The sequence below is a fragment of the Microcoleus sp. MOSTC5 genome (genome assembly GCF_036701825.1).
Taxonomy (GTDB): domain Bacteria; phylum Cyanobacteriota; class Cyanobacteriia; order Cyanobacteriales; family Microcoleaceae; genus Microcoleus; species Microcoleus asticus.
Genome location: NZ_JAUBRK010000016.1, coordinates 1 through 21,446 on the forward strand (window position 1 = coordinate 1; position 21,446 = coordinate 21,446).

The window sequence follows — 21,446 nt, forward strand, 5'->3', positions numbered from 1 at the left end:
GGATGATGAATATTTGACTAAGATTTTGGCTGTTGCAGTTAACTAAATTCTCACGAATAACTCATTAGTAACTATTATACAACTTGTAAACAGTGGTTGTAATATTTTTATTGTCTCAAAAATAGCATTAAGTCAAAACCACCATTAATCAGTTCCTATTTTATCTAAAAAGTCATTATAAAGCGTGTCTGTAGCTTCTAAAAATGGTGAATTTATCTCAAAATTTACTCACCACTGATGAACAGTGTTCAATAAGATGCGTTCCCCCTGCATATAACCGTCTGTACCAACCGCGCGAGTTTGAGTTATTTGACCGTTCTCGATCGCCAAAGTGCCGATCGCTTTTACTGCCCCAAAGTCAATTAACACAATTTTGCCGTCAAGCTTGCGCCGGATTAAGTTTGACGGTTTAATATCTCGGTGAATAATACCTTGAGAGTGTACGCACTCTAAAACTGACAAAATGTCCAGCAATAAATCAATAACTGCTGACTCCTGAAACTGCCTGCCTGAAACGATTTCTTTGTTCAGCGGATTTCCGTCGATGTATTCTTGAATTAAGTAAAATTTTCCCTGTTCTTGAAAGCGATCGATTAACTTGGGAATGCACGGACAGTTATCGAGATACTTCAGGGTTTGAGCTTCTCTTTCAAATTGGTGCTGTGCTTCCTCCAACAGGCGCTCATCGTTAGATTCAGGAGGCGGAATTTCCTTGACGACGCACAGGGGATTTTCGGGGCTGCCCAAAGCGTCGTTAGCCGTATAGGTTTTGGCAAACCCTCCCTCACCTAATTTACCGATTATTTGGTAGCGATCGCGCAGAATATCCCCTGGCTTTAGGCACATAAATTCTCCGATTCCCCGACTGGCTGCACTCGTTGACGTTGATTTTACCATCGGGTGGGAACGGGTTTATATAGTTTACTCACGAGTATGTAACGCCGCCCTCTGGCGGTTCATGTACCGCGAGGGAGGGCGGGTAACGCCAGAAAATTGAATCAATCAGAAAGGAGTTCAATCGCACTTTAAACCTGCCGCTGCCGCTGTCGAATACTTGACGGGAACAAAAGCGAGACCGAACTGCTCTTTTGGACATTCTACAATATGTACTAAATCCCTGGGAGGATTTTTGCGATCGCCATTGTTCGGCGAGTTAAACTGAATGGTTCCTGTTGCTCCGTAAGCGCTAAAATCGGGAGCAGAAATAGTTTTTTGCATTCCTTCGCGACTGGGTTTGAGCTGCATTTCCATTGCTTTTATGAGTGCGCGCGCTGCATCGTAAGCTGAAGCTGTACGAGTATTTCCCTCTTCTCCCCACAGAGATCGAGCCTGTTGAGGAAATGCTTGGTTGGGACTGTTTAAGGGATGCCAGCCAACAGAAAAGATTAGTTTTTCCAACAAATTTTGCTGTTGCTGGGATGCAAATTCCAACATTTGCGGACACATCAGCATCCATGCCCCGGCAATCCAATTGCGTGAAGCGAAGCTATCGGGCATGGAATCGGCGTTAAGTTTTATTATCTCAAATGCGCTGTTTAAGGCTCCCGTAACATGAGGGTCTGGAACTAACACGATCGCAGTTTCTCCGTTGGCCTCGATTTCCTTTATTGCTCTGTGGGCGTTGAAGTCTTTTTTTGATAAATCGAAATCGCGAATTCTGACTATTTTCCCCCTTTTGATGTCTCTAAAATACTTGATGAACTCTTCCTTAAAAGATGCGCTGAATGCACTTGCCTGATTGTATAAAATTGCTATTTGTTTTTGATTTTTTTCGAGGAGATAATCGGCTAAATCTTGGGCAATTAAACTGCTCGTATATTGAGTCCGAAAGAAAAATTTTCTAGGTTCATAGGTCAGTTCTTCCGTGGCGGCACCCGGAGACATCAAAACCAGATTATTTTGATTGTAAATATCTACTGTGTGCATCGTCATGTCGCTGCTAGCGTGACCGACAACTGCTAAAATATCCGGTTGATTTACCAGTGAAATTGCTCTTTGTTTTGCCTCCTCTTCATCGTTGGCATCGTCAGCAATAATTACTTTAAGTCCTTTGCCGTTAATGGCTTTACTTGGTAAAAAACCAAGACCTGGAAAGTCCCGTTCGCTCTGATTGGACAGTCCCAAATTAACTTCAGTTTGCGCCTGAGCCACTCCGCGCAGAAATTCTTTAGCTTGATCGCCAAGCTGAGCAAAACTCTCCGGATTTCTCCGACAACTGGGAAGAGCTACAGCAATTGTGTAATAATGAGCGTTGCTGACCTCCAGAAAAGCATTGTTCGCGTAAACTAAAGTTTCTGGATCTTTGCCGTATTCTTTCTGCCACGATTCTTTGAATAAATTAAAAGCTTGCTCTGAATTTGAAGCTGCAAATTTTTCTACTCCTCTTTGCTTTAACCGAGGGCGAGAACTTGTAAGGAGAATTTTTTCTCCGGCACTTAAACCATCTGGGAGGACTAAACGAGGGTTTGAGGCCAAAGGTGTGCTGCTGTCACTGGCGATCGAATATTCCCCTGGAACTGTGGCAGTCTTAATTGGCAGAATAACTCTCAATTTCCTGCTGCCTCTGCGTTGTGGCTGCCGCAATCTCGACTGCGCTGAGGAAGATGCCATTAGCGAACTCAAATCCTGCAAAACTTCAGCAGCGGATTGATAGCGATCGTTAAAGTGGTAGCGTACCATCTTGTTTAAAATTTCTTCCAGTTTGCTGTTAATTTCTCTCATCGGGCGATCGGGGGTTGAGTAGTGCCAGACGAGTTCCCCAGTTTTTTTATGATGCAAAAAGTCTTCAATATCTAACCCCGCGATCGCTTGAATACCGATGATTCCCACAGCATAGATATCGCTGTTAAATCTGGGCTGATTTTTCCACTGTTCGGCCGGCATATAACCGTCTGTACCGATGACGCGAGTTTGAGTTATTTGACCGCCCTGAACCGCCAAATTGCTAATACCTTTGACTGCCCCAAAGTCAATCACGGCTATTTTGCCGGAGCAGTTGCACCGGATTAAGTTTGACGGTTTAATATCGCGGTGAATAATATGTTTTTTGTGGACGAAATCTAAAACTTCTAAAATGTCTTGCAATAAATCAATAACTTCTGATTCCCTAAACTGCGTGCTTGAACCGATCTCTTTGTTCAGCGGATTTCCGTCGATGTATTCTTGAATTAAGTAAAATCTTCCCTGTTCTTGAAAGTGTTCGATTAACCTGGGAATGCGCGAGCACTGTTCCAGAGATATCAGGGATTTAGCTTCTGTTTCAAATTGCACCTGTGCCCTGTGCAAAACATTGGGATGGTTCGATTGAGGAGGCCCAATTTCCTTGACGACGCACAGGGGATTTCCGGGGCTGCCTAAAGCGTCGTTTGCCGTATAGGTTCTGGCAAAACCTCCCTGCCCTAATTGACCGATAATTTGGTAGCGATCTCGCAGAATATCCCCTGGCTTCAGGCACATAGATTCTCCGATTCCCCGACTGGCTGCACTCGTTGGTGTCGATCGTACCACAATTATGACTTTTATGAACTCAAAGTTATGACTTTTATGAACTCAAAGTTATGAATATATGAATTGACTTTGAAAGTGGCTTATTTAATAATCTTGGCATCTGAGATTTTACGGAGAAGATATTTTATGGCTTTACAAAGAGACCCATCAGGATCGTCGCGCTTCTTTGGCGACAATACATCCGAATATGTAGATTTACGGATCGGAAGTGGAGGAATTTCCTCTGGGGGAGTTTTGCTCCTCGGAGGTGACGATACAATCGATGGCGCAATAACCAACGATTTGATCTTTGGCAATGAGGGGGAAGATATTATCAGAGGGATTTTTGGCAACGATTCTTTATCCGGGGGAAAAGGGAAAGACGCAATATTGGGAGGGGACGGAAATGACTCTATCAACGGCGGTCAAGATGGAGATTTTATTCTGGGTGACAGTGGAAATGATGTTTTAGTGGGCGGTAAAGGCAATGATTTTTTAGTTAGCGGTAGCGGAAATGACACTCTAGTGGGAGGTTTGGGTCGAGACTTTTTAGCAGGTTTTGATGATAATAATTACCTCAAAATCGGGGGCAGCAACTTGTACGTCCTCCAAGCAGAACCCGGAGTTACAGATGTCAATAATGCCGATATCATTGTAAATTTCCGACCTGCTTTCGATACAATTGGATTAGCAGACGGTTTGACTGTGAATGATATAGTGTTGGAAAATTTGCCAAATGTACTCATTACAGTACAGTTTGAAGTTCCGCAAGCAGCGGGTTCTTTTGTCACGCCCGATCAATTAAAACCCACATCGATGGCGACTTCAGGGACTGCGATCAAACTCAGGAATTCAGGAGAATTCATCGGTTTTGTGGAGGCTGTAACGCCTGCTCAACTGCAAAACAGCATTCTCAACAGCATTATCTCGGTTCAGGGATTCTAAGCTGTATAATGCGCTGCAACGCCTCCTACAAAAGCTTAAATCGAAGATTGGACAGAGAAATAGTAATCTGCAACCAGCGGTACAACAATTCTACCGCTCAATCGCTAGCTGCTGTTTCCAATTTCTCTCCTATCCTCGGTTCAGTACCGTTCAGCAGACGCTGAATATTGCTCCGATGCCGCACAATTACAAACACGCCACCCGCAATTCCAAACAATACATAAGCCAGCGGCTGATCTAAAGCAAACATCAATCCAGCAACGCTAATTGCCCCGATAATCGAACTCAAAGAGACAATTCGCGATACCGCAAATACGATTCCAAAAATTCCGAAAGTTCCCAAACCAACAGGCCAGTACAAACCGAGCAAAACTCCCAAACTCGTCGCCACAGATTTACCGCCGGTAAACCCCAGCCAGATTGATTTGCTGTGGCCCAAAATAGCAGAGAAACCAGCCAAAGTTGCCATCCAAGGGATGACAGTTGCAATATTTTCTAAACCTGCGGCGGTTGCTAGCTGCTGGGTTAAAGTGAGAGAATAAATGTAGCGGATTAGGACGATCGCACTTACCCCCTTCAACACGTCAACCAGCAACACCCCCAACCCCGGCCACTTTCCCAAAGTCCTCAGTACGTTAGTCGCACCCGTCGAACCCGAACCAACCTCTCGAATATCAATACCCAGCATCCATTTCCCCAAGGCGTACCCAGTCGGAATCGATCCCAGCAGATAAGCTGCTATTAACAGTGCGCCATTTAAAATTATCCAGCTAGCCATTTTTGAATTTGATATTTTGTGTACTTTTAAAATTTGCCACCTTTCTACTAGCATAATTAGCAATTAGCAATTAGCAATTACCGATTACCAATTACCAATTACCAATTACCCAATCAAAAATCCTTAGCAGTTGTCAAAGTTTGCGGGTCAGAAGCAAAGGCCAACCACAGCGGAAACTGCAGCATTGACAAACTAATTAAATCCTCAGTTTCATCAATGACAATTAGCGGCAATTTGCCATCTTTCACCAGTCGATCGGCTTTTTGAGCCAAAGCTTCCGCAGACTCAAACATAATAATCCCCCTTTCCGGGCCAAAATCGCTGCGAGTAATGCCCAAACAGTCCTGCAAACCCCGGCGCCACTCTCCCAAACGTTCGGGACTGTTGGCGAGCACCAAAGTCCGCACCCGTCCGCCGTAGACGCTTCTGAGTACAGAAATAATTGTCGAAGTAATCAAGATATTTTGCAAGCGCGAACCCATAGTCCGCAAAGCGCCCCTTCCTCCTTGGGTGAAAAACCAGTTAGAAACTCGTTCCGCGTGGATGGGTTCAAAAGTGCGGCGGAGTTGCCAAGGCGGGCCGTAGTAGTCCGGGAGAGTGCGGTATTGATCGAGGGTGCGCCGAATTTGTTTGGCTTGTTCTTGAAATCCCTGTTCAGAAAATCTGGGATTTATCGGTGCTGAGGATTGAGACTCCTCAGCAGGAATTTGCTTGGGCGTTTCTTGCACCGGCGGGGTCAAATCTAAGAGTTCGGCGGTAGCGGCCAAATCCTGCAAACTGCCTACTAGATAGTCTTTGAAACCCTGGACTCGAATTGCTAAATCTTGGGAAACGCCGGCAAAAGTTGTGCGCATTTCCTTTTGAATTCGATCGCGCCGCCGTTCGAGTTTTTCTACTTCGATTTGCAGCGCTTGTTTGCGCTGATCTAGTTGAATCAAGCCGTCTTGTACCAAACGCCCGATCGATGCTTGAGCCTCGCCCAACGCTTCTATAGCATTGGCTTTGTCGGCTTCCAAGGCGGCAATTCTTTCAGTCAAATTTTGTTCTTGCTGCTGCAATTGTTTGACTCTCTCTGCCAACTGTTCGGTAACATTTTCTGGGATGGGAGTTACCGTTTCTGCGGTTGCTGTTGGCTGGGAGTCGGTTGGAGGGTCGATTTGAGCGATCGGACTTTCTGATTCGCCATCGTCGGTGTTGAGCGGGATTTGGGCCTGGGCGCCTGCTTCGTCCACGAATTGGGCGATTTCGGAATCTTCCCCGCCCAGCGGCGGGTCTGTTTCTGGCGGGAGTTGGGCTGGCAGCTCATTTTCGTCGATCCACAAATCCCGTGTTTGAGATAGAAGTTGGTACTCCCTCTCATTCACGGGTAAATCGACTTCGCCTTCACCGGTTGGCGGGGCTGGTTGTGCTTGCGGTTCTTGGGTTGGAGATTCGTCTGAATTCATGGGAAATTTTGTTCGGCGTGGGGCACGGAAAAGTTAAAAATTTAAAATTAACAACTTTTTTAGTCTTGACGGGGACAGCGCTGTTCTAAGCAGGTCTGTAGCATTTTACGATCGAATAGAACCGGCAGAAAGTGAATGCTGTTAATTTCTTTGAAATAGAACAAAATCGGCACCGCGGGCCAAAATATCCGCCAATTTTGCCATTCGCGGTAAGGAAAGCGGCGGATTAAATTGGACGATCGATAAATGTCCAAATCGGTTGGGGTAAATTGCAGCCGGATGGTGGCGGCTTGGTACATCAGAAACAAGCCGAACAGCGAAACCGACAAACTCGCCCACTTCTGTACGAACAGCAGCGGTACACCCGCCAGTACCAAAACTAGGGGAAGCACATAACTCGGAGCGAGTTCGATCGTACTTGTCGGCGCAGTTGAAGAGGCAGTTGTAGTCACGGGTTTAAATCAAGGGTAGTAAACGAATGTTGCCAATTATTCATATTTTATCTGTTTCCTAGCTTACAAGCCTTTGAGTACGCTAGATCCCGTCCCCTGAAACATCAGCCAAGTCATGAAAAAGTTCACAATAAAAATAGCCAGTAAAGCCGTCACCACCGCCGTAGTAGTCGATTGACCGACGCCTTTTGCCCCGCCGGTGGTAGTCAAACCCCAGCTAGTGCCGATTACAGCAATCAAACCACCGAATACAAAAGCCTTAATTGCCGCGCTGCAAATATCCCACAGACTCAGGAAATTGCGGACTGATTCTAAAAACACGCTTTGAGAAATGCCGTACATCGCCGTAGCAATCAGCAGTCCGCCGAGGATGCCGGTGACGAGACACATGATGGTTAAAATTGGCAGCATCAAGCAGCAAGCAAGGACGCGGGGAATTACTAAATAGTCGATCGGGTCTGTTCTGAGCATCAGCAGGGCATCTATCTGCTCTGTTACCTGCATCGTGCCGATTTCCGCCGCAAAAGCCGAACCTACCCGTCCCGTCACGATCACGGCTGTTAAGACGGGGCCGAGCTCGCGAGTCAAAGACAAAGCCAAAACGCCGCCGACGACATTGCCGGCCCCGAGGTTAATAAACTCCCTCGCTACCTGAATAGTAAATACCATGCCGACAAAACCCGCTGTCAGCAAAGCAATCAGCAGAGATTCCGGGCCGACTGCTGCCATTTGATCGAGGGTGTTGCGGCGGTGAATTTTGCCCTTCAGCAAGTGCAGCATGACTTGGCCGCCCAATAAAATTGCTGCCAGCAACCGCTGACTCCACAAACTGAGGCTCGAAGATGTAGTGGTGCTCAAGGGAATTTCGAGTGTAGAACAACTGCCAAAAATGAAATCTATCTACAAATCTTAAACAAGTTTTTTCTATAACATTTAAGATTTCTGACAGAACGGGCCACTGACGGCGATCGCTGCCTATCGTAGAAAAGGACAAGTTTTGTTTACTTGCACCTTTCGGCAGTTTAGCTGAATTTACTGACTCTTATGAGCATTTTCCCCAATTTTCTTCGCTCTGTACTGCTGACCAGCCTGTTGAGCTTTGTCGCCCCCTTATTGTTAATCGGCGGGGGATTGACTAGCTTTGCGCTGCTCGGCCTCGTGCCTGCTCTCCAAGGAGTTGGTCGTTCTGGAGAAGACCTGATTTTGCAGTTTTTAACGACTTTCGGCAGCGGCTGTCCCCTCCAGGGTTTTTTCGTAATCGGCTTAACTTTTAGTTTGGTGGGTGTTTTGTTTGATACCTACGCTTCTTATCAGCATTCGCGGTGGAGTTAATTTTGTTTCGTTATATGTGGGATTTGAGATTTTAGGTTGGGAATTCTAAATTCAATCTAAAATCTCAAATTGTTGCGTTGCGGTGCGATCGAATAGCGCCACCTGCAATGACTTCGCCGAAAAACGGATACTTGCTAGCAGACAGGAGTGGTGGCAAGCCAAAAATTTTAGACTAAGGTTCAAACTTCCAGATTCATCTGTGGAGTCAATCTCAAATCTCAAATCTCAAATCTTCAACCTCAAATCGACTGACTCAACATTACCGATCGCAAATGTTCGGAAAAGCGATCGCCCTTTTTTCGGAAAACCGAATCCCCCAGTTTTGGAAGCTGGAATATATTAAATACAGGTTGAGTCAAGTGTTTCTCAACCTTAAAAACTTCAGATAGTCGAGGTATTAGTTATGGCACTTATTCGTTGGGAACCTTTGCGGGAAATGGACTCCTTGCAGCGAGAAATGAATCGGTTGTTTGATAGCTTGACACCGGCAACCGATCGCGCATCTAACGGTGTTGCTTTTGTACCCCCCGCCGAACTCGATGAAACTCCCGAAGCGATCCACCTTAAGTTAGAAATTCCGGGCATGGAAGCTAAGGATTTGGACGTACAAGTAACCGCAGAAGCTGTTGCTATCAGCGGTGAACGCCGTCACGAAACTAAGAGTGAAGATAAAGGCATGACTCGCTCTGAGTTCCGCTACGGTTCGTTCCGCCGGGTGATTCCCCTACCCGCGCGGGTTCAAAATGACAGCGTACAAGCTGAGTACAAAAATGGGGTTTTAAACCTGAATTTGCCCAAAGCGGAAGCGGAAAAGAACCGCGTGGTTAAAGTGCAACTCGGCTAAAAAATAATTGTTAGCTAATTGCGGATAGATAGGGCGTGCGGTGCGCGCCCTATTTGTTTTGGGAATTGCAAATTGGTAATTGCTAATTGGGCCGAAAAGCATTGGGCATTGGTAATTAGCCATTGCGAGTTTGAGGAATGATTCTTCCTTTTTCCTTCTTGCTTCTTCCATCCATCCGTTACATCCTCTGAAAGCGAATCCGTTGCCGAACTTCCTTGTTCCGCTTCTTCAACCGTGCTAAACTCGAAGATGCGATGGTTGGTGAGGAGACTTGCGTGCCGAGTCAGGGAGTCGGAGGAAATGGAATTGCATCTGAGTTTGGAGACTTAACCGGGATGACTCGCCAAGAAGTCGATGATTTTTTGCGCGGATTGGGTGCAGAAATCAGAACTACTAGAGATGGTTATGTTGCATATAAATTTTTTGATAAGTCAACAGTAATGATCCGTCCTAACGGTGAAGTGATTAGAACGCCTGCACCGAAATATGGATCAGATGGAAGAAATATCAACAAAGGTTTGCGTGTCGATAGAGATGGTCGTTTATTGCGGACGAGAGACGAATTTGATAATTTAATTCCAGGTACTCACAATACGGGAGAAAAATTAAATGAGTGATTGGAAGGATGACTATAACTTGCTTGGATTGGGTGGTTTTACATCTTTAATCACAAAAGTCAACGTATCTTTATGGGGAAACGAAGTATTAATTGAATGCGTCTACAATCCAGAAGAAAGATTGCCTTATATCCTGGCATTCAAAGACTGTCGCAATATCAGTTGGACTGTCCACGATGAAGACGAAGTTGGCGAACTGGAAGCTGAATTTTTCGGAATTTCTTTGGGCGATCCCGAACACCGCAAGCCTGCGGTGATTACTACAGACATTTTTGAAATTTCAATTTTGTACGGCAGTTTTAGGATTCACAAGGGAGAAAAATTAAATTCTGAAGATTTAGAAACAGAGGTTTTGGTATCACAAGCGCAAGCAGTCTTGTAGTAATTTCGATTTGAGCTTTTAGATATGAGATTAAAGAAGTGGGAATGAGTTGATAAACAGAGGTTTTGGTATCACAAGCGTATTGCGTAGCTACTTGCACAAGGTAATGTGCTAAACTCTAATCAGCAATGCTTGGTGAGGAGACTTGCGTGCCGAGTCAGGGAGTTGGAGGAAATGGAATTGCATCTGAGTTTGGAGACTTAACCGGGATGACTCGCCAAGAAGTCGATGATTTCTTGCGCGGACTGGGTGCTAAGGTAAAAAGTTCTTCAGGAAATTATGTGGAATACAAATTTTCTGATCGGTCAAAAGTCATAATCCGCACTAATAGTGAAGTTGTTCGCCTGCCAGCACCGCGATATGGCTCAGATGGTAGAAGAATAAACTGGGGTTTGCGTCTTGACAAAGATGGTAGCGTACTCCAAACACGCGATGAATTTGGCAATCAGATTCCTGATACGCACATTACTGGAGAAAAAGTGAGTAATTAATATGCCTGATGACTACAACTTGCTTAATTTAGGTGGACTTACATCCCTCGTAAAAAATGTCAATGTATCTTTGTGGGGGAATGAAGTATTACTGGAATGTATCTACGATCCTACAGGCGATCGATTGCCTTACTCTTTAGTTTTTCAAGACTGCCGAGAAATTATGTGGGAGGTGCATGATGAAGAGGAAGTAAAAGAACCATTAGCTGATTTGATTGGCATTCATTTGGGTGAAAACGCGCACCGGAAAGCGGCTTTGATTCATACGGATATTTTTGAAATTTCAATTTTGTACGGCAGTTTTAGCATTCACAAGGGAGAAAACCTAAATGCTGAAGTAGCAGATTTAGAAACAGAGGTTTTGGTATCACAATCGCCAGCAGTATTGTAGAAATTGAAAACCCCCGCGCGGTTAAATTGCCGAGCCGTTAGTAATATTATGTCGTGTAAAATAACTATTACAGTCCAGGACGCACTCCGACTCCTCGAAACTGGGTTTTTTACCTAATCTGCGGGTTTTAACGCGTCTTTTCGTAAAAAACGCGGTTTCTGGGCCCCCATATGTAAGTCCTATATTATTAGGTTTGTAGTGAGGACTGAAGTCCTCATCAAAAATCTGAGGATTGAAGTCTTCACTACAAAAGAATTACCAATTTTTCAAAAAAGACAGTAGGTATTGTTGCCCGCCTCAGTTTACGATACTTAATAGAACTTTTTTCCCAGATGAGGTAAAACACAATGCCTGATATTGTTGATATTGCCGTAGGTGCGGGTTCGTTCCAAACCCTCGTAACAGCCGTGCAAGTAGCTAATTTAGTAGACACCCTCAAAAGTCCGGGCCCTTTTACTGTCTTTGCACCCAATGACGATGCTTTTGCGAAATTGCCGCCGGGAACTATCACAACCCTAGTGCAGAACGTTCCCCAATTGACCAGGATTTTGATGTTTCACGTTGTCTCTGGCAAGTTTATGAAAGCTGATTTGGCAAAACTCGGTTTTGTTACTTCCTTGGAAGGTTCGCCGATTAAAATTGATTGTTCTGACGGTTTTGAGGTGAAAAATGCTACTGTTGTCGCTGCGGATATCGAAGCTGATAACGGCGTCATCCATGTGATCGATAACGTGATTTTAATGGGGTAGTTTCACCGTCCATCGATTTTCGATTTTCAATTTTCGATTGACTCTAAAGATGAATTTGAGGCTTTGAACTTTGGTCTAAAATTTTATAAATTTTACCACAAAAGTCTGGAGCTTGCATCTGTCTTTGGGTGTAAGGTTAAGTCGGGCAATGGGAGCGAAAGCTTGCATAGAGCAGTGTCTCTTTGCTCCCGATCGCGCCCTTGTTTTTTAGCGGTTGAAGGTAATATCAATATAAATAAAGTTGTCTTTTCGCCGCATATCTTTTAAAATCATTGTTTACAAAAGTTTGAAAATCAATAATTATAATATAAGCAAACCAGTGTGGTGAGCACTATGCAAATCCTAGCCGCCAGCCTCAAAGCAAAAGTCCGCCAGCGTACCTTGGAACTGCAAGTTCTCAACGAACTTACTGCGAAATTACAACTCGCCACTTGCGCTGATGAAATTTGGTCTGCGTGTTTGACACATCTCGATCGCCTGATTCCGGGCGCGGCGATCGCAATTTTGACGCCACCGGACGATCGACTATACCTGCAACACTTACAGCCCTTAACTGCTAGCGCCAGAGCCGAAATTGAAGGCCGATTGCAAGCAGTTCGCGTTGAATGGCTCGCTGGAAATCGAGACTGGGCGGATCACATCGATCCGCCACCAATTGCTCAGTTTCAGTCGGTCTTGATAGCACCGGCTAACCCGGAGGAAAGTGAAGAATTGTTGGGAGTAGTTTTCATTGGTGCACAGCAAGCAACGGCTTTTAATTTGGAACACCTTTGTTTGCTCCACACAGTCGCTCAAATTTGTGCCAAATCGTTAATTAGCCTAGCAGCTAAAACGACCAATGTCAAGGGAAAAGCTCAAAATAATTTGGCTCTGGATGCGGAAAGTCAAGAACTGTTGTTGCGGGCTTTAATGGACGGTGCGCCGGACAGAGTTTTTGCGAAAGATAGAAACTTTAGATACATTTTGGTAAATCAAAGTTTTGCGGCATATTTGGGGAAAAATGTTGAGGAAATTATCGGCAAAGATGATATTGAATTAGGGTTTTCAGCCGAATTAGTATTTGGCGATCGCAACGGCCGGGTTAGGGGCATCCGCGAGGACGATCGAGCTGTGCTGGCCGGGGAGATTGTTCGCAATCCCTACCAGACGATCGCCTTTGAAGGCGGCAAACAGCACATCTTTGACACGCAAAAACTGCCGCTGTGCGATGCAGAGGGCAATATATTTGCGGTTTTGGGTTTTTCTCGGGAGATTGGTCAATTGCAGGCCACAGATGAAGCCAGGAATCAAAGCCAAGCCAAACTGCAAAAAATTACTGCTAGCGTACCCGGTACGGTATATCAAATTGACTTGCATCCAGACGGCTCAATGGCCTTCTCGTTTGTGAGCGCCGGCTGCAGAGAATTGTATGAAATAGAACCAGAGGCTGCTCAGCAGGATTTTAATGTAATTGTTGACATGATTCATCCCGAAGATCGAGATGATTTTCTCAATTCGGTCACGCTTTCTGCTGAAAATTTGCAGCCTTGGCGCTGGGAAGGAAGAATTGTCACTCCGTCAAGAAAACTTAAATGGGTGCAAGGAGCTTCTCAGCCAGAATTGCAAGCATCGGGGGAGATAGTTTACTACGGCTTGTTCACGGATATTAGCGCCCGGAAACAAGCGGAATTAAAGCTGCAACTTTATCAACAAATCTTTTTGAAATCCAACGATGCGATCGCCATTTTAGACCCCCAAGGCTATTACTTAGAAACAAATCAAGCTCACACAGCTTTGCTGGGTTACAGTTCGTCGAAATTGTGGGGAAAAACGCCTGCAACTGGGATGGGAGAACAGGCATTTGCGTCGGTACTGCAAAGCTTGGCAGAAACTGGGAGTTACCGAGGCGAAATGACCTTTATTAAGGCTTTGCAAGGGGGAACAGTTGAGGTGGAGCTTTCGGCTTTTGCGGTTCTCAATGATGCTGGGGATGTAGTCTGTTACGTAAACGTCAAAAGGGACATCACCGAACGCAAGCGAGCTGAGGAAAAACTCAAACTTTACCGAGAAATATTTTTAAACTCCAACGATGCGATCGTCATTATCAATGCTGACGGGTTTTTCCTCGAACAAAATCGCGCTCACCAATCGCTTCTAGAATACACAGACGCGGAATTACAAGCAGAAGCGTCGCCGCTGGTTGCGGGGGAGTGGTTTCCGACAATTGCCAAAAGTTTAGCGAAAACAGGAACTTTTCGGGGCGAAATTACTAACTCCACTAAAAAAGGTCGCACGCTGGCGATCGACGTTGCGGCATACTCTGTGATTAACAACGCCGACGATGTAATTTGTCATGTCTGCGTCAAGCGCGACATTACCGAACGGATAAAAGGAGAAGAAGAACGCCAAAAATTTGTGTCGCTGATTGAAAACAGCAGTGATTTTATCGGTATGGCTACCCTAAAAGGCAAAACGCTGTTTGTGAACGAAGCCGGACGAAAACTGGTGGGCTTAGAAAATATTTCGGAACAGCTTTATACGGAGATATGGGATTATTTCGCCCCAAATTTTAAACAGGAATTTAGTCAAGAGATTTTGCCAATAATTATCAGTCAGGGTCAGTGGCAAGGAGAAGGTCAAATGCAGCACTTGCACACCGGAAGAAGCATTGATGTTGTGATGAATGCTTTTCTGGTCAAGCACCCTCAAAGCAGCGAACCGCTGTGCTTGGCTGCGGTAATTCGCAATGTCACCCAACGCAAGCAAGCTGAGAAAAGGCTGCGGGAACAAGCAGAACAAGAACGGCTGGTTTCGGCGATCGCCCAGCGAGTCCGGCAGTCTCTCAACCTCACTCAAACTCTGAGCACTGCCGTACAAGAAGTGCGGCAGTTGCTGGCAACTGACCGCGCGGTAATTTATCGTTTTGATTCCGAGGAAACAGCGAGTGTTGTTGTGGAATCTGTAGGGGATGATTGGATTCCCTTGCTGGGCATAAAAGTTCCAGAAATATCTTTTGGAGAAAATGATCTATCGCTATACCGCGCCGGAAAAATTCAAGCAAGGGCAGATATTTATACGGCCAGTTTGAGCGACATCCACCGAGATTTCCTTGTTAGTTTCCAAGTAAGGGCTAATTTAGTTGTACCAATTTTTATCGGCGATGAAAGTCAGGAGTTGGCAACAGAATATTCGCCGGAAACTCCCGGAATTGAGTCGCCGATGGGGAGTTTGGAAGCGAGTCAAAATCGATTGTGGGGATTGCTGGTTGCCCACCAGTGCAGCGCTCCGCGTGTTTGGACTGATTCTGAGATTGATTTGCTGGGAAGGTTGAGCGTGCAGTTGGCGATCGCCATTCAGCAATCTACTTTGTTTGAACAAGCGCAGCAAGCCCGAGAAGTAGCCCTGGAAGCGTCTCGAATGAAGTCGCTATTTTTAGCAAATATGAGTCACGAAATCCGCACTCCGATGAATGGAGTGATGGGGATGACTGATTTGCTGCTGAAAACGAATCTTACTCCCGAACAACTCGACTTTGTGCAGACGCTAAAACTCAGCGGCCAAAATTTGCTATCCATCATTAACGATATTCTCGACCTCTCCAAACTGGAAGCAGGAGAAATGCGCTTAGAAACAATCGAATTTAACCTCAGTATCTGTGTGGATGATGTGCTAGATTTGTTGGCAACTCCCGCCCAAGAAAAAGGTATAGAACTGGTAGCGCTGATTGACAGCGACGTGCCACTGCAAATTAAAGGAGATGCAGCGCGGTTGCGGCAAATACTCACTAATTTGATTAACAATGCAATTAAGTTTACAGAAGCTGGAGAAGTGGTAATTGAGGTTTCTCTTGGCACGGCTCAGGGGTTATTGGCAGACAGCGACGAGCAGAAAGTTGTAGAGAATATCCAACCGTTAGAACTCGGAAGTAATGGCTCGACATTCCTGCTTTTTAAAGTCACAGATACAGGAATCGGGATTGCTCAAGAAGACCAAAAAAAGCTATTTCAATCTTTTAGTCAAATTGATGCTTCTACGACGAGAAAGTACGGTGGCACAGGTTTGGGTCTGGCTATTTGTAAGCAGTTAGTAGAGTTAATTGGGGGTCAAATCGGTGCGGAAAGTACCCCTGGCAGAGGCTCAACTTTTTGGTTTACTGTGCCGGCAGTCGAGGAAAATTTAACTGCTGTAGGAACGGCGTGCAAAGTGAATTTGCAAACGGTGCTGGCGGGGCGAAAAATGTTAGTTGCTAGCGATAAGCCGACAGTGCGAAAAGTGCTGCTGAGCATGGCTGTTTTGTGGGGAATGGAAGTTGAGGAGGTTGAGAACGGTTGGATGGCGATCGCATCTCTGTACAAAGCTGTCAGCGTTAATTGCCCTTACGATATTGTTTTGGTTGATATTCAGTTGCCGGAAATGGTGGCGGGAAGCCTGGAACGCTTGATGGTTTCTGAGCCGACAATGCAGCATACAAAGTGGGTGGTGCTGACTTCAATTACTCAAATATCGGAGGCGAAACGTTTGGTAAATAGCGGTTTTAGCGGTTATTTAACTAAACCTGTGAAAGCTCATCGGCTCTTTAGTTGCTTGGTGAAAGCGATCGCCCCGGGTGCGGCAACGGATCGGCAGGTGGCAAATCCAAAGTCCAATGGAGCCTCAGCTATTGACAACCGGGAGTTAGCCAACTTAAAGATTTTGTTAGTTGAAGATACCCCGATCAATCAAAAAGTTGGTCTGAATCAACTCAGAGTTTTGGGATGCACGGCGGATGTCGCGAATAACGGCGCAGAGGCGCTATCGATGGTTGCTATCAAAAAGTATGACATTGTGTTGATGGACTGTCAGATGCCGGTTTTGGACGGTTACGAAGCGACGCAGGAATTGCGCCGCCTGGAAGCGGCAAATGCTGCTGCTGGTTCGATCGAGCCACATCAAAAGACGGTGGTGATTGCGATGACGGCGAGTGCTTTGAAGGGCGATCGCGAAAAGTGTCTGGCGGCGGGCATGGACGATTATATTAGCAAACCTATTTCGATCGAAAAGTTAAAATCTGTGCTCGAAAATTGGTCTGCCCAGTTAAAAATTGAAAGTCCAAAGTTTAATGGCGAGGAACTCAAAAACTCTTCAGAGGATATTCAATCTTTAGTGGATATGCCGCGTTTGCGCGAAATTGCTGGTGCTGATTTAGAGTTTGAGCGGGAAATACTGCAAGCTTTTGTGGTTGATACTGGCAGTTATTTAGAAGCGGCTAAGGTAGCGATCGCCTCGGCAGATGTCGAGACATTGGCCCGCCGCGCGCATCAAATTAAAGGTGTCAGTGCTACGGCGGCGGTGCGGTTAATGCCCGAGATGGCAGATCGGCTTCAAAGTCTTGGCGAATCAAACGATTGGGAGGAGGCTACGAAAATCATCGCTGAATTAGAAATAATTCTGGCGGGGGTTCAAAAGTGGGTGGCCCCTGAGTAAGCTGCTGCTATGTTCGAGAGGGAGAAGGTGAGAGGGGGACAATATTTGATGACTTTTTGGGGAATACGGCATTGAAATATACAATTTAAATGCGCAACAGTTTATTAATTAATTTTCTGGCGAACCGGGCAGGAGTGCTCGATCCCGGACAGCTTCTGGCAGCTCCCACGAGCTATAGAATGTAAAGATTGTTAATTTTTTATCAAGATTTTTATCTCAATGTGACAGAATTCGGAACTCTTATAACATCTTGTGTGTTGTAGCTTGTGACACTACTTTATTGAGTTATTGTGGTCAAATATAAAAAAATCATTAAGCCGATGGCTATGACGGTACTTTTCGTCTATCGGCTTGAGAGACAAAGACCAAGTTTTCGCCCAGTCCGCCCATTAACTGCGTATTTACGCTCAAGGAGGTTTTATGACTCCCATCATGTTACGTCAACTTTGGTCGTTAATTGAGACCACCCAAGCTACTCTGTTAGTGAATTTGGACGATGCCACCCTGGTACAGTGGCTGCTGAAGCAGTTGAAGATGAACTCTGCGCTTAATGGCAAAGAAGCAGATTTGTTGAACGAGTACATCGAGTCTCGGCTGTCCCTAATCCGCGATTTAGCTGAGCAGCGCCTAGCACCAGAGGTACGGTGAGCGCATTCAATCAAAATCGGATAAATATTCCAGGGAAGGGCGATCGCCGCGAGCAAAAATAGCCGCAAACAAACCGGGTTTCTATGATAAATCTTGGGTTGGACGGCGGCGCCTCCAGTCACAAACCGGGTTTCTCGCTCTCCGCGCCCTGCTTGCTGAAAAAAACACAGGCGGGTAGCTGGTGCAGTTGCCAGAGTGCAGCACCGGATGCAAAACGGCTAATTTGAAGCCGGAGGCTGTTGTGCGCCACAGTTCTCGACATCTACAAGGTAGGATGATCAGGAAAGCGTTCTACTAAAATCTATGCGTAAATGGGGATTTCTGCTGCTAGCAAGCGTGTTATTTGCGGCACCGTTGGCATCTTGTAGGGATCGATCGGCACAAACCGGACAAACAACAGCAACAACTGCTGCAGGCGGCAACTCGCAACAAGGTTCCAGCCGGATAGATACAATTGTCAGCCGCGGCAAACTGATTTGTGGTGTCAGCGGCGAACTGCCGGGTTTTAGCTTTGTAGACGAAAAAGGCAAATATTCGGGACTGGATGTGGATGTGTGCAGGGCTGTCGCGGCGGCAATATTTGACGATCCCGAAAAAGTCGAGTACCGAAAGCTCAACGCTAAAGATAGATTTACAGTTTTGCAGGCTGGAGAAATCGACATTCTCAGCCGAAATACCACCTACACGGCGAGTCGCGACAGCACTACCGGACTGGAATTTGCCCCGGTGATCTTTTATGACTCTCAAAGCATCATGGTCAAAAAAGACAGCGGCATCAAAACTTTAAAAGATTTTGCGGGCAAATCTATCTGCGTGCAGACAGGTACGAGCACCGAACAAAATTTGTCCGACCAAATGCGAAAATTAGGAATTAAATACACTCCTGTGGTGTTTGAAGATGTGAATACTACCTTTGCTACCTATCAAGAAGGTCGCTGTCAAGGTATTACTGCCGATCGATCGCAACTTGTTTCTAAGCGGACAACTCTGCCGAATTCCGAGAATAATGTTGTTTTGCCGGTAGTGATGTCAAAAGAACCTTTAGCCCCAGCGGTGAAAAGCGGCGATCCTAAATGGTCGGACGCGGTGAAATGGATTATTTTCGCTGCGATTGAAGCTGAGGATTTGGGAATTAATTCGGGAAATGTAGACAAAATTGTGGCAAGCACTACAGACCCGAATGTCAAACGTTTGCTAGGAACAGAAGGAGATTTAGGTAAAGGTTTGGGACTCCCGAACGACTACGCAGTCCGCGTTGTTAAGAAAGTGGGGAATTACGGAGAAATGTACGATCGCAACCTCGGCCCCAAAAGTACACTTAAGTTAGAACGGGGTCAAAACAGACTCTGGAAAGATGGCGGTTTGCTTTATTCGCCGCCGTTCCGCTAATTTTAGTTAACTGTTGACTGTTAACTGTTGACCGTTGACTGTTAACAGTTAACCAACCAGATATTTTAGACAGCAAGGTACTCCGCGCTTACCCGACTTGTAAGGTGCTTGCTAAGTGTACCCTACAAGATATTTTAGGCAGGCTAAAGTTAGGTATAGTTGGATCTACATTAAACAGTTATGAACCCAGAACCTCAACCGGGCAAATCGCAGAAATTGCCCCAATTTAAAAAAATATCAAAACTGCTGCGGGACGATCGCTTCTGGAAAATAGCCGGACAGGCGATCGCCCTAATTTTAGTAATAGTTGTTATCGCGATTCTCTGGGACAATCTCAGTGCCAATTACTCGCAACTGGGGATTGCTTTTGGATTTGATTTTCTCAATTCCCAAGCATCTTTTGATATCGGCGAAAGTGTCATTCCTTACAGTCCCGAAAACAGTTACAGACAAGCTTATTTTGTCGGTTTAATCAACTCGCTGCGGGTAATGGGTATCGGGATTGTTTTCGCAACAGTTGCAGGTTTGACTGTAGGAATTGCGCGCCTTTCCGACAATTGGTTGGTGCGGAGTTTGGCTGGTTTGTATGTAGAAATTCTGCGAAATACGCCTTTATTGCTGCAATTATTTTTCTGGTATTTTGCAGTTTTCATTTCCCTGCCAAAACTGGAAGACAATCAGCAGGTGAGGGGGCCGATTTACTTGACAAATCGCGGCATTGCTGTACCTTGGCCTGTGGCTTTGCCGGGTTTTGAGATTTGGGTGATTTTGCTAACTATCGGAGTTTTGGCGGCGGCGGGGCTGTGGATGTGGCGGGCGCGGGTGATGTTGGAAGAAGCTAAGCCGGGAAGACAGTTGTTTTGGGCTGTAGGTGCGATCGGGCTGAGTGCAATCTTAGCTTGGATTATCACCAAAAATCTGCCTTTTCGCCTAGATTTCCCCCGCCTGACACCAGCATTGCAACTCGAAGGAGGATTAAAAGTTACTCCTGAATTTGCAGCCTTGGTGACAGGGCTCAGCTTGTATACTGGCAGTTACATTGCAGAAATTGTCCGGGCCGGAATTCAGTCAGTATCGAGAGGCCAGTGGGAAGCCGGAAAGTCTTTGGGGCTGAAGTCTGGAACAATGATGCGGATGGTAATTTTGCCGCAAGCTTTGCGGGTGATTGTGCCGCCTTTAACCAGTCAGTATTTGAATTTAGCTAAGAATTCGAGTTTAGCGGTTGCGGTTGCTTATCCCGACGTTTATTTTGTGGTGGGAGCTCCGACGTTGAATCAGACCGGTCGGGCGATCGAAGCAATGTTAATTATTATGGTAACATATCTAACAATTAGTTTGATAGTTTCTCTGTTCATGAATTGGTACAATAAAACCGTACAAATCAAGGAAAGGTAACTGCTGAATATTGGAGATTTTGATGTAGGATTAAAGGAGAATAAATGGCATACAGTGATTTTAGTTTAGCAAAAGTATCTAAAACTTTTGAACTTAAAATTTTAGATGCAGTTAATATGTTTTCTGCTATTCCAGAGTTAGAAAGTAGTAATTTTTTAGAAGAAACCCTTCTATATACTGTGCCATTAGCTATTAGCAGTAATACAGAAAAAGCTCGCTCCGAAATGATTATTGCACCAATTTTGATCGAACTGAGAAAACAGTTAAATTCTGAAATTAGCTTTTTTTCAGGAATAGACTTTACAATCGATCCCGAAAAAGGATTAAATGGAAATTGCGATTTTCTGATTAGTCGTTCTCCAGAATTATTAATTCTTACCGCACCAGTAATTATCATTGTAGAAGCCAAAAAGGAAAATATCAATGGCGGATTGGGACAGTGCGTAGCAGAAATGCTAGGCGCTAGAATATTTAATGAACGTGAAGGCAACGATATTCCTACGATTTTTGGCGCTGTCACTAGCGGGACTAACTGGAGATTTCTAAAATTAAAAGACCAAGTAATTGAAATAGATTTAACAGAGTATTACCTCAGAGATGTGAATAAAATTTTAGGAATTTTAGCGAACAGTCTTAGAAATTAATCATAACTAAAAACTG

20 protein-coding genes are annotated in these 21,446 nt (G+C 45.3%); 14 read left to right on the forward strand and 6 right to left on the reverse strand.

Annotated features, from left to right (window positions below; all coding sequences use genetic code 11):
• Positions 1–228: 228 nt before the first annotated feature.
• Together QUA54_RS10895 and QUA54_RS10900 are read right to left on the reverse strand one after the other, a co-directional pair.
• The gene (locus tag QUA54_RS10895; protein ID WP_333414631.1) at positions 229–846 is read right to left on the reverse strand and encodes a serine/threonine-protein kinase; all 618 of its coding nucleotides are present in this window, start codon (positions 844–846) and stop codon (positions 229–231) included.
• A gap of 168 nt (positions 847–1,014) precedes the next feature.
• Complete coding sequence (locus QUA54_RS10900; RefSeq protein ID WP_333414632.1) at positions 1,015–3,507, reverse strand: bifunctional serine/threonine-protein kinase/ABC transporter substrate-binding protein; 2,493 nt, start codon at positions 3,505–3,507, stop codon at positions 1,015–1,017.
• A gap of 126 nt (positions 3,508–3,633) precedes the next feature.
• Here QUA54_RS10900 and QUA54_RS10905 point away from each other — a divergent pair, with 126 nt between their 5' ends.
• Positions 3,634–4,431 carry a calcium-binding protein gene (locus QUA54_RS10905; RefSeq protein WP_333414634.1) on the forward strand — a complete coding sequence of 266 codons (798 nt, stop codon included), beginning with the start codon at positions 3,634–3,636 and terminating at the stop codon, positions 4,429–4,431.
• A gap of 97 nt (positions 4,432–4,528) precedes the next feature.
• Here the strand turns inward: QUA54_RS10905 and plsY are convergent, their stop codons facing one another.
• The 4 genes from plsY to QUA54_RS10925 all read right to left on the reverse strand — a co-directional run bounded on the left by plsY (position 4,529) and on the right by QUA54_RS10925 (position 7,964).
• Entirely contained in the window at positions 4,529–5,209 is a 681-nt protein-coding gene (gene plsY, locus QUA54_RS10910) for a glycerol-3-phosphate 1-O-acyltransferase PlsY (RefSeq protein ID WP_333414636.1), read from the reverse strand.
• Positions 5,210–5,322: 113 nt separating this feature from the next.
• The gene (locus QUA54_RS10915) at positions 5,323–6,654 is read right to left on the reverse strand and encodes a DUF3086 domain-containing protein (RefSeq protein ID WP_333414638.1); all 1,332 of its coding nucleotides are present in this window, start codon (positions 6,652–6,654) and stop codon (positions 5,323–5,325) included.
• Between the two features lie 59 nt (positions 6,655–6,713).
• Positions 6,714–7,106, reverse strand: coding sequence for a DUF3119 family protein (locus QUA54_RS10920; protein ID WP_333414640.1), 393 nt, complete (start codon positions 7,104–7,106; stop codon positions 6,714–6,716).
• 63 nt (positions 7,107–7,169) lie between these two features.
• Positions 7,170–7,964, reverse strand: coding sequence for an MlaE family lipid ABC transporter permease subunit (locus QUA54_RS10925; RefSeq protein WP_333414642.1), 795 nt, complete (start codon positions 7,962–7,964; stop codon positions 7,170–7,172).
• 186 nt (positions 7,965–8,150) lie between these two features.
• Here QUA54_RS10925 and QUA54_RS10930 point away from each other — a divergent pair, with 186 nt between their 5' ends.
• From QUA54_RS10930 to QUA54_RS10990, 13 genes are all read left to right on the forward strand, one after another.
• Positions 8,151–8,438 (forward strand): hypothetical protein, encoded by a 288-nt coding sequence (locus tag QUA54_RS10930; protein WP_333414643.1) that lies wholly within the window; start codon positions 8,151–8,153, stop codon positions 8,436–8,438.
• Between the two features lie 82 nt (positions 8,439–8,520).
• Positions 8,521–8,781, forward strand: a complete 261-nt coding sequence (locus QUA54_RS10935) for a hypothetical protein (RefSeq protein ID WP_333414644.1) — start codon at positions 8,521–8,523, stop codon at positions 8,779–8,781.
• A gap of 60 nt (positions 8,782–8,841) precedes the next feature.
• Positions 8,842–9,282 (forward strand): Hsp20/alpha crystallin family protein, encoded by a 441-nt coding sequence (locus tag QUA54_RS10940; RefSeq protein ID WP_333414645.1) that lies wholly within the window; start codon positions 8,842–8,844, stop codon positions 9,280–9,282.
• A 215-nt stretch (positions 9,283–9,497) separates the two neighbouring features.
• Positions 9,498–9,899, forward strand: a complete 402-nt coding sequence (locus tag QUA54_RS10945) for a hypothetical protein (RefSeq protein WP_333414646.1) — start codon at positions 9,498–9,500, stop codon at positions 9,897–9,899.
• Positions 9,892–10,281, forward strand: coding sequence for a hypothetical protein (locus QUA54_RS10950; RefSeq protein WP_333414647.1), 390 nt, complete (start codon positions 9,892–9,894; stop codon positions 10,279–10,281). The genes QUA54_RS10945 and QUA54_RS10950 overlap by 8 nt, the downstream gene beginning before the upstream one ends.
• Positions 10,282–10,409: 128 nt before the next feature.
• Positions 10,410–10,772, forward strand: a complete 363-nt coding sequence (locus QUA54_RS10955; protein WP_333414648.1) for a hypothetical protein — start codon at positions 10,410–10,412, stop codon at positions 10,770–10,772.
• Position 10,773: 1 nt separating this feature from the next.
• Positions 10,774–11,163, forward strand: a complete 390-nt coding sequence (locus tag QUA54_RS10960) for a hypothetical protein (RefSeq protein ID WP_333414649.1) — start codon at positions 10,774–10,776, stop codon at positions 11,161–11,163.
• 347 nt (positions 11,164–11,510) lie between these two features.
• Entirely contained in the window at positions 11,511–11,912 is a 402-nt protein-coding gene (locus tag QUA54_RS10965; RefSeq protein ID WP_333414650.1) for a fasciclin domain-containing protein, read from the forward strand.
• 333 nt (positions 11,913–12,245) lie between these two features.
• On the forward strand, positions 12,246–17,354 hold the full coding sequence (locus QUA54_RS10970; RefSeq protein WP_333414651.1) for a PAS domain S-box protein: 5,109 nt from the start codon (positions 12,246–12,248) through the stop codon (positions 17,352–17,354).
• 420 nt (positions 17,355–17,774) lie between these two features.
• Entirely contained in the window at positions 17,775–18,002 is a 228-nt protein-coding gene (locus QUA54_RS10975) for a hypothetical protein (protein WP_333414652.1), read from the forward strand.
• Between the two features lie 303 nt (positions 18,003–18,305).
• A complete protein-coding gene (locus QUA54_RS10980; RefSeq protein WP_333414653.1) occupies positions 18,306–19,391 on the forward strand; it encodes an amino acid ABC transporter substrate-binding protein in 1,086 nt (361 codons plus the stop codon).
• Positions 19,392–19,571: 180 nt separating this feature from the next.
• Positions 19,572–20,786 (forward strand): ABC transporter permease subunit, encoded by a 1,215-nt coding sequence (locus QUA54_RS10985; protein ID WP_333414654.1) that lies wholly within the window; start codon positions 19,572–19,574, stop codon positions 20,784–20,786.
• 44 nt (positions 20,787–20,830) lie between these two features.
• Positions 20,831–21,430, forward strand: coding sequence for a hypothetical protein (locus QUA54_RS10990; protein ID WP_333414655.1), 600 nt, complete (start codon positions 20,831–20,833; stop codon positions 21,428–21,430).
• Positions 21,431–21,446 lie beyond the last annotated feature (16 nt).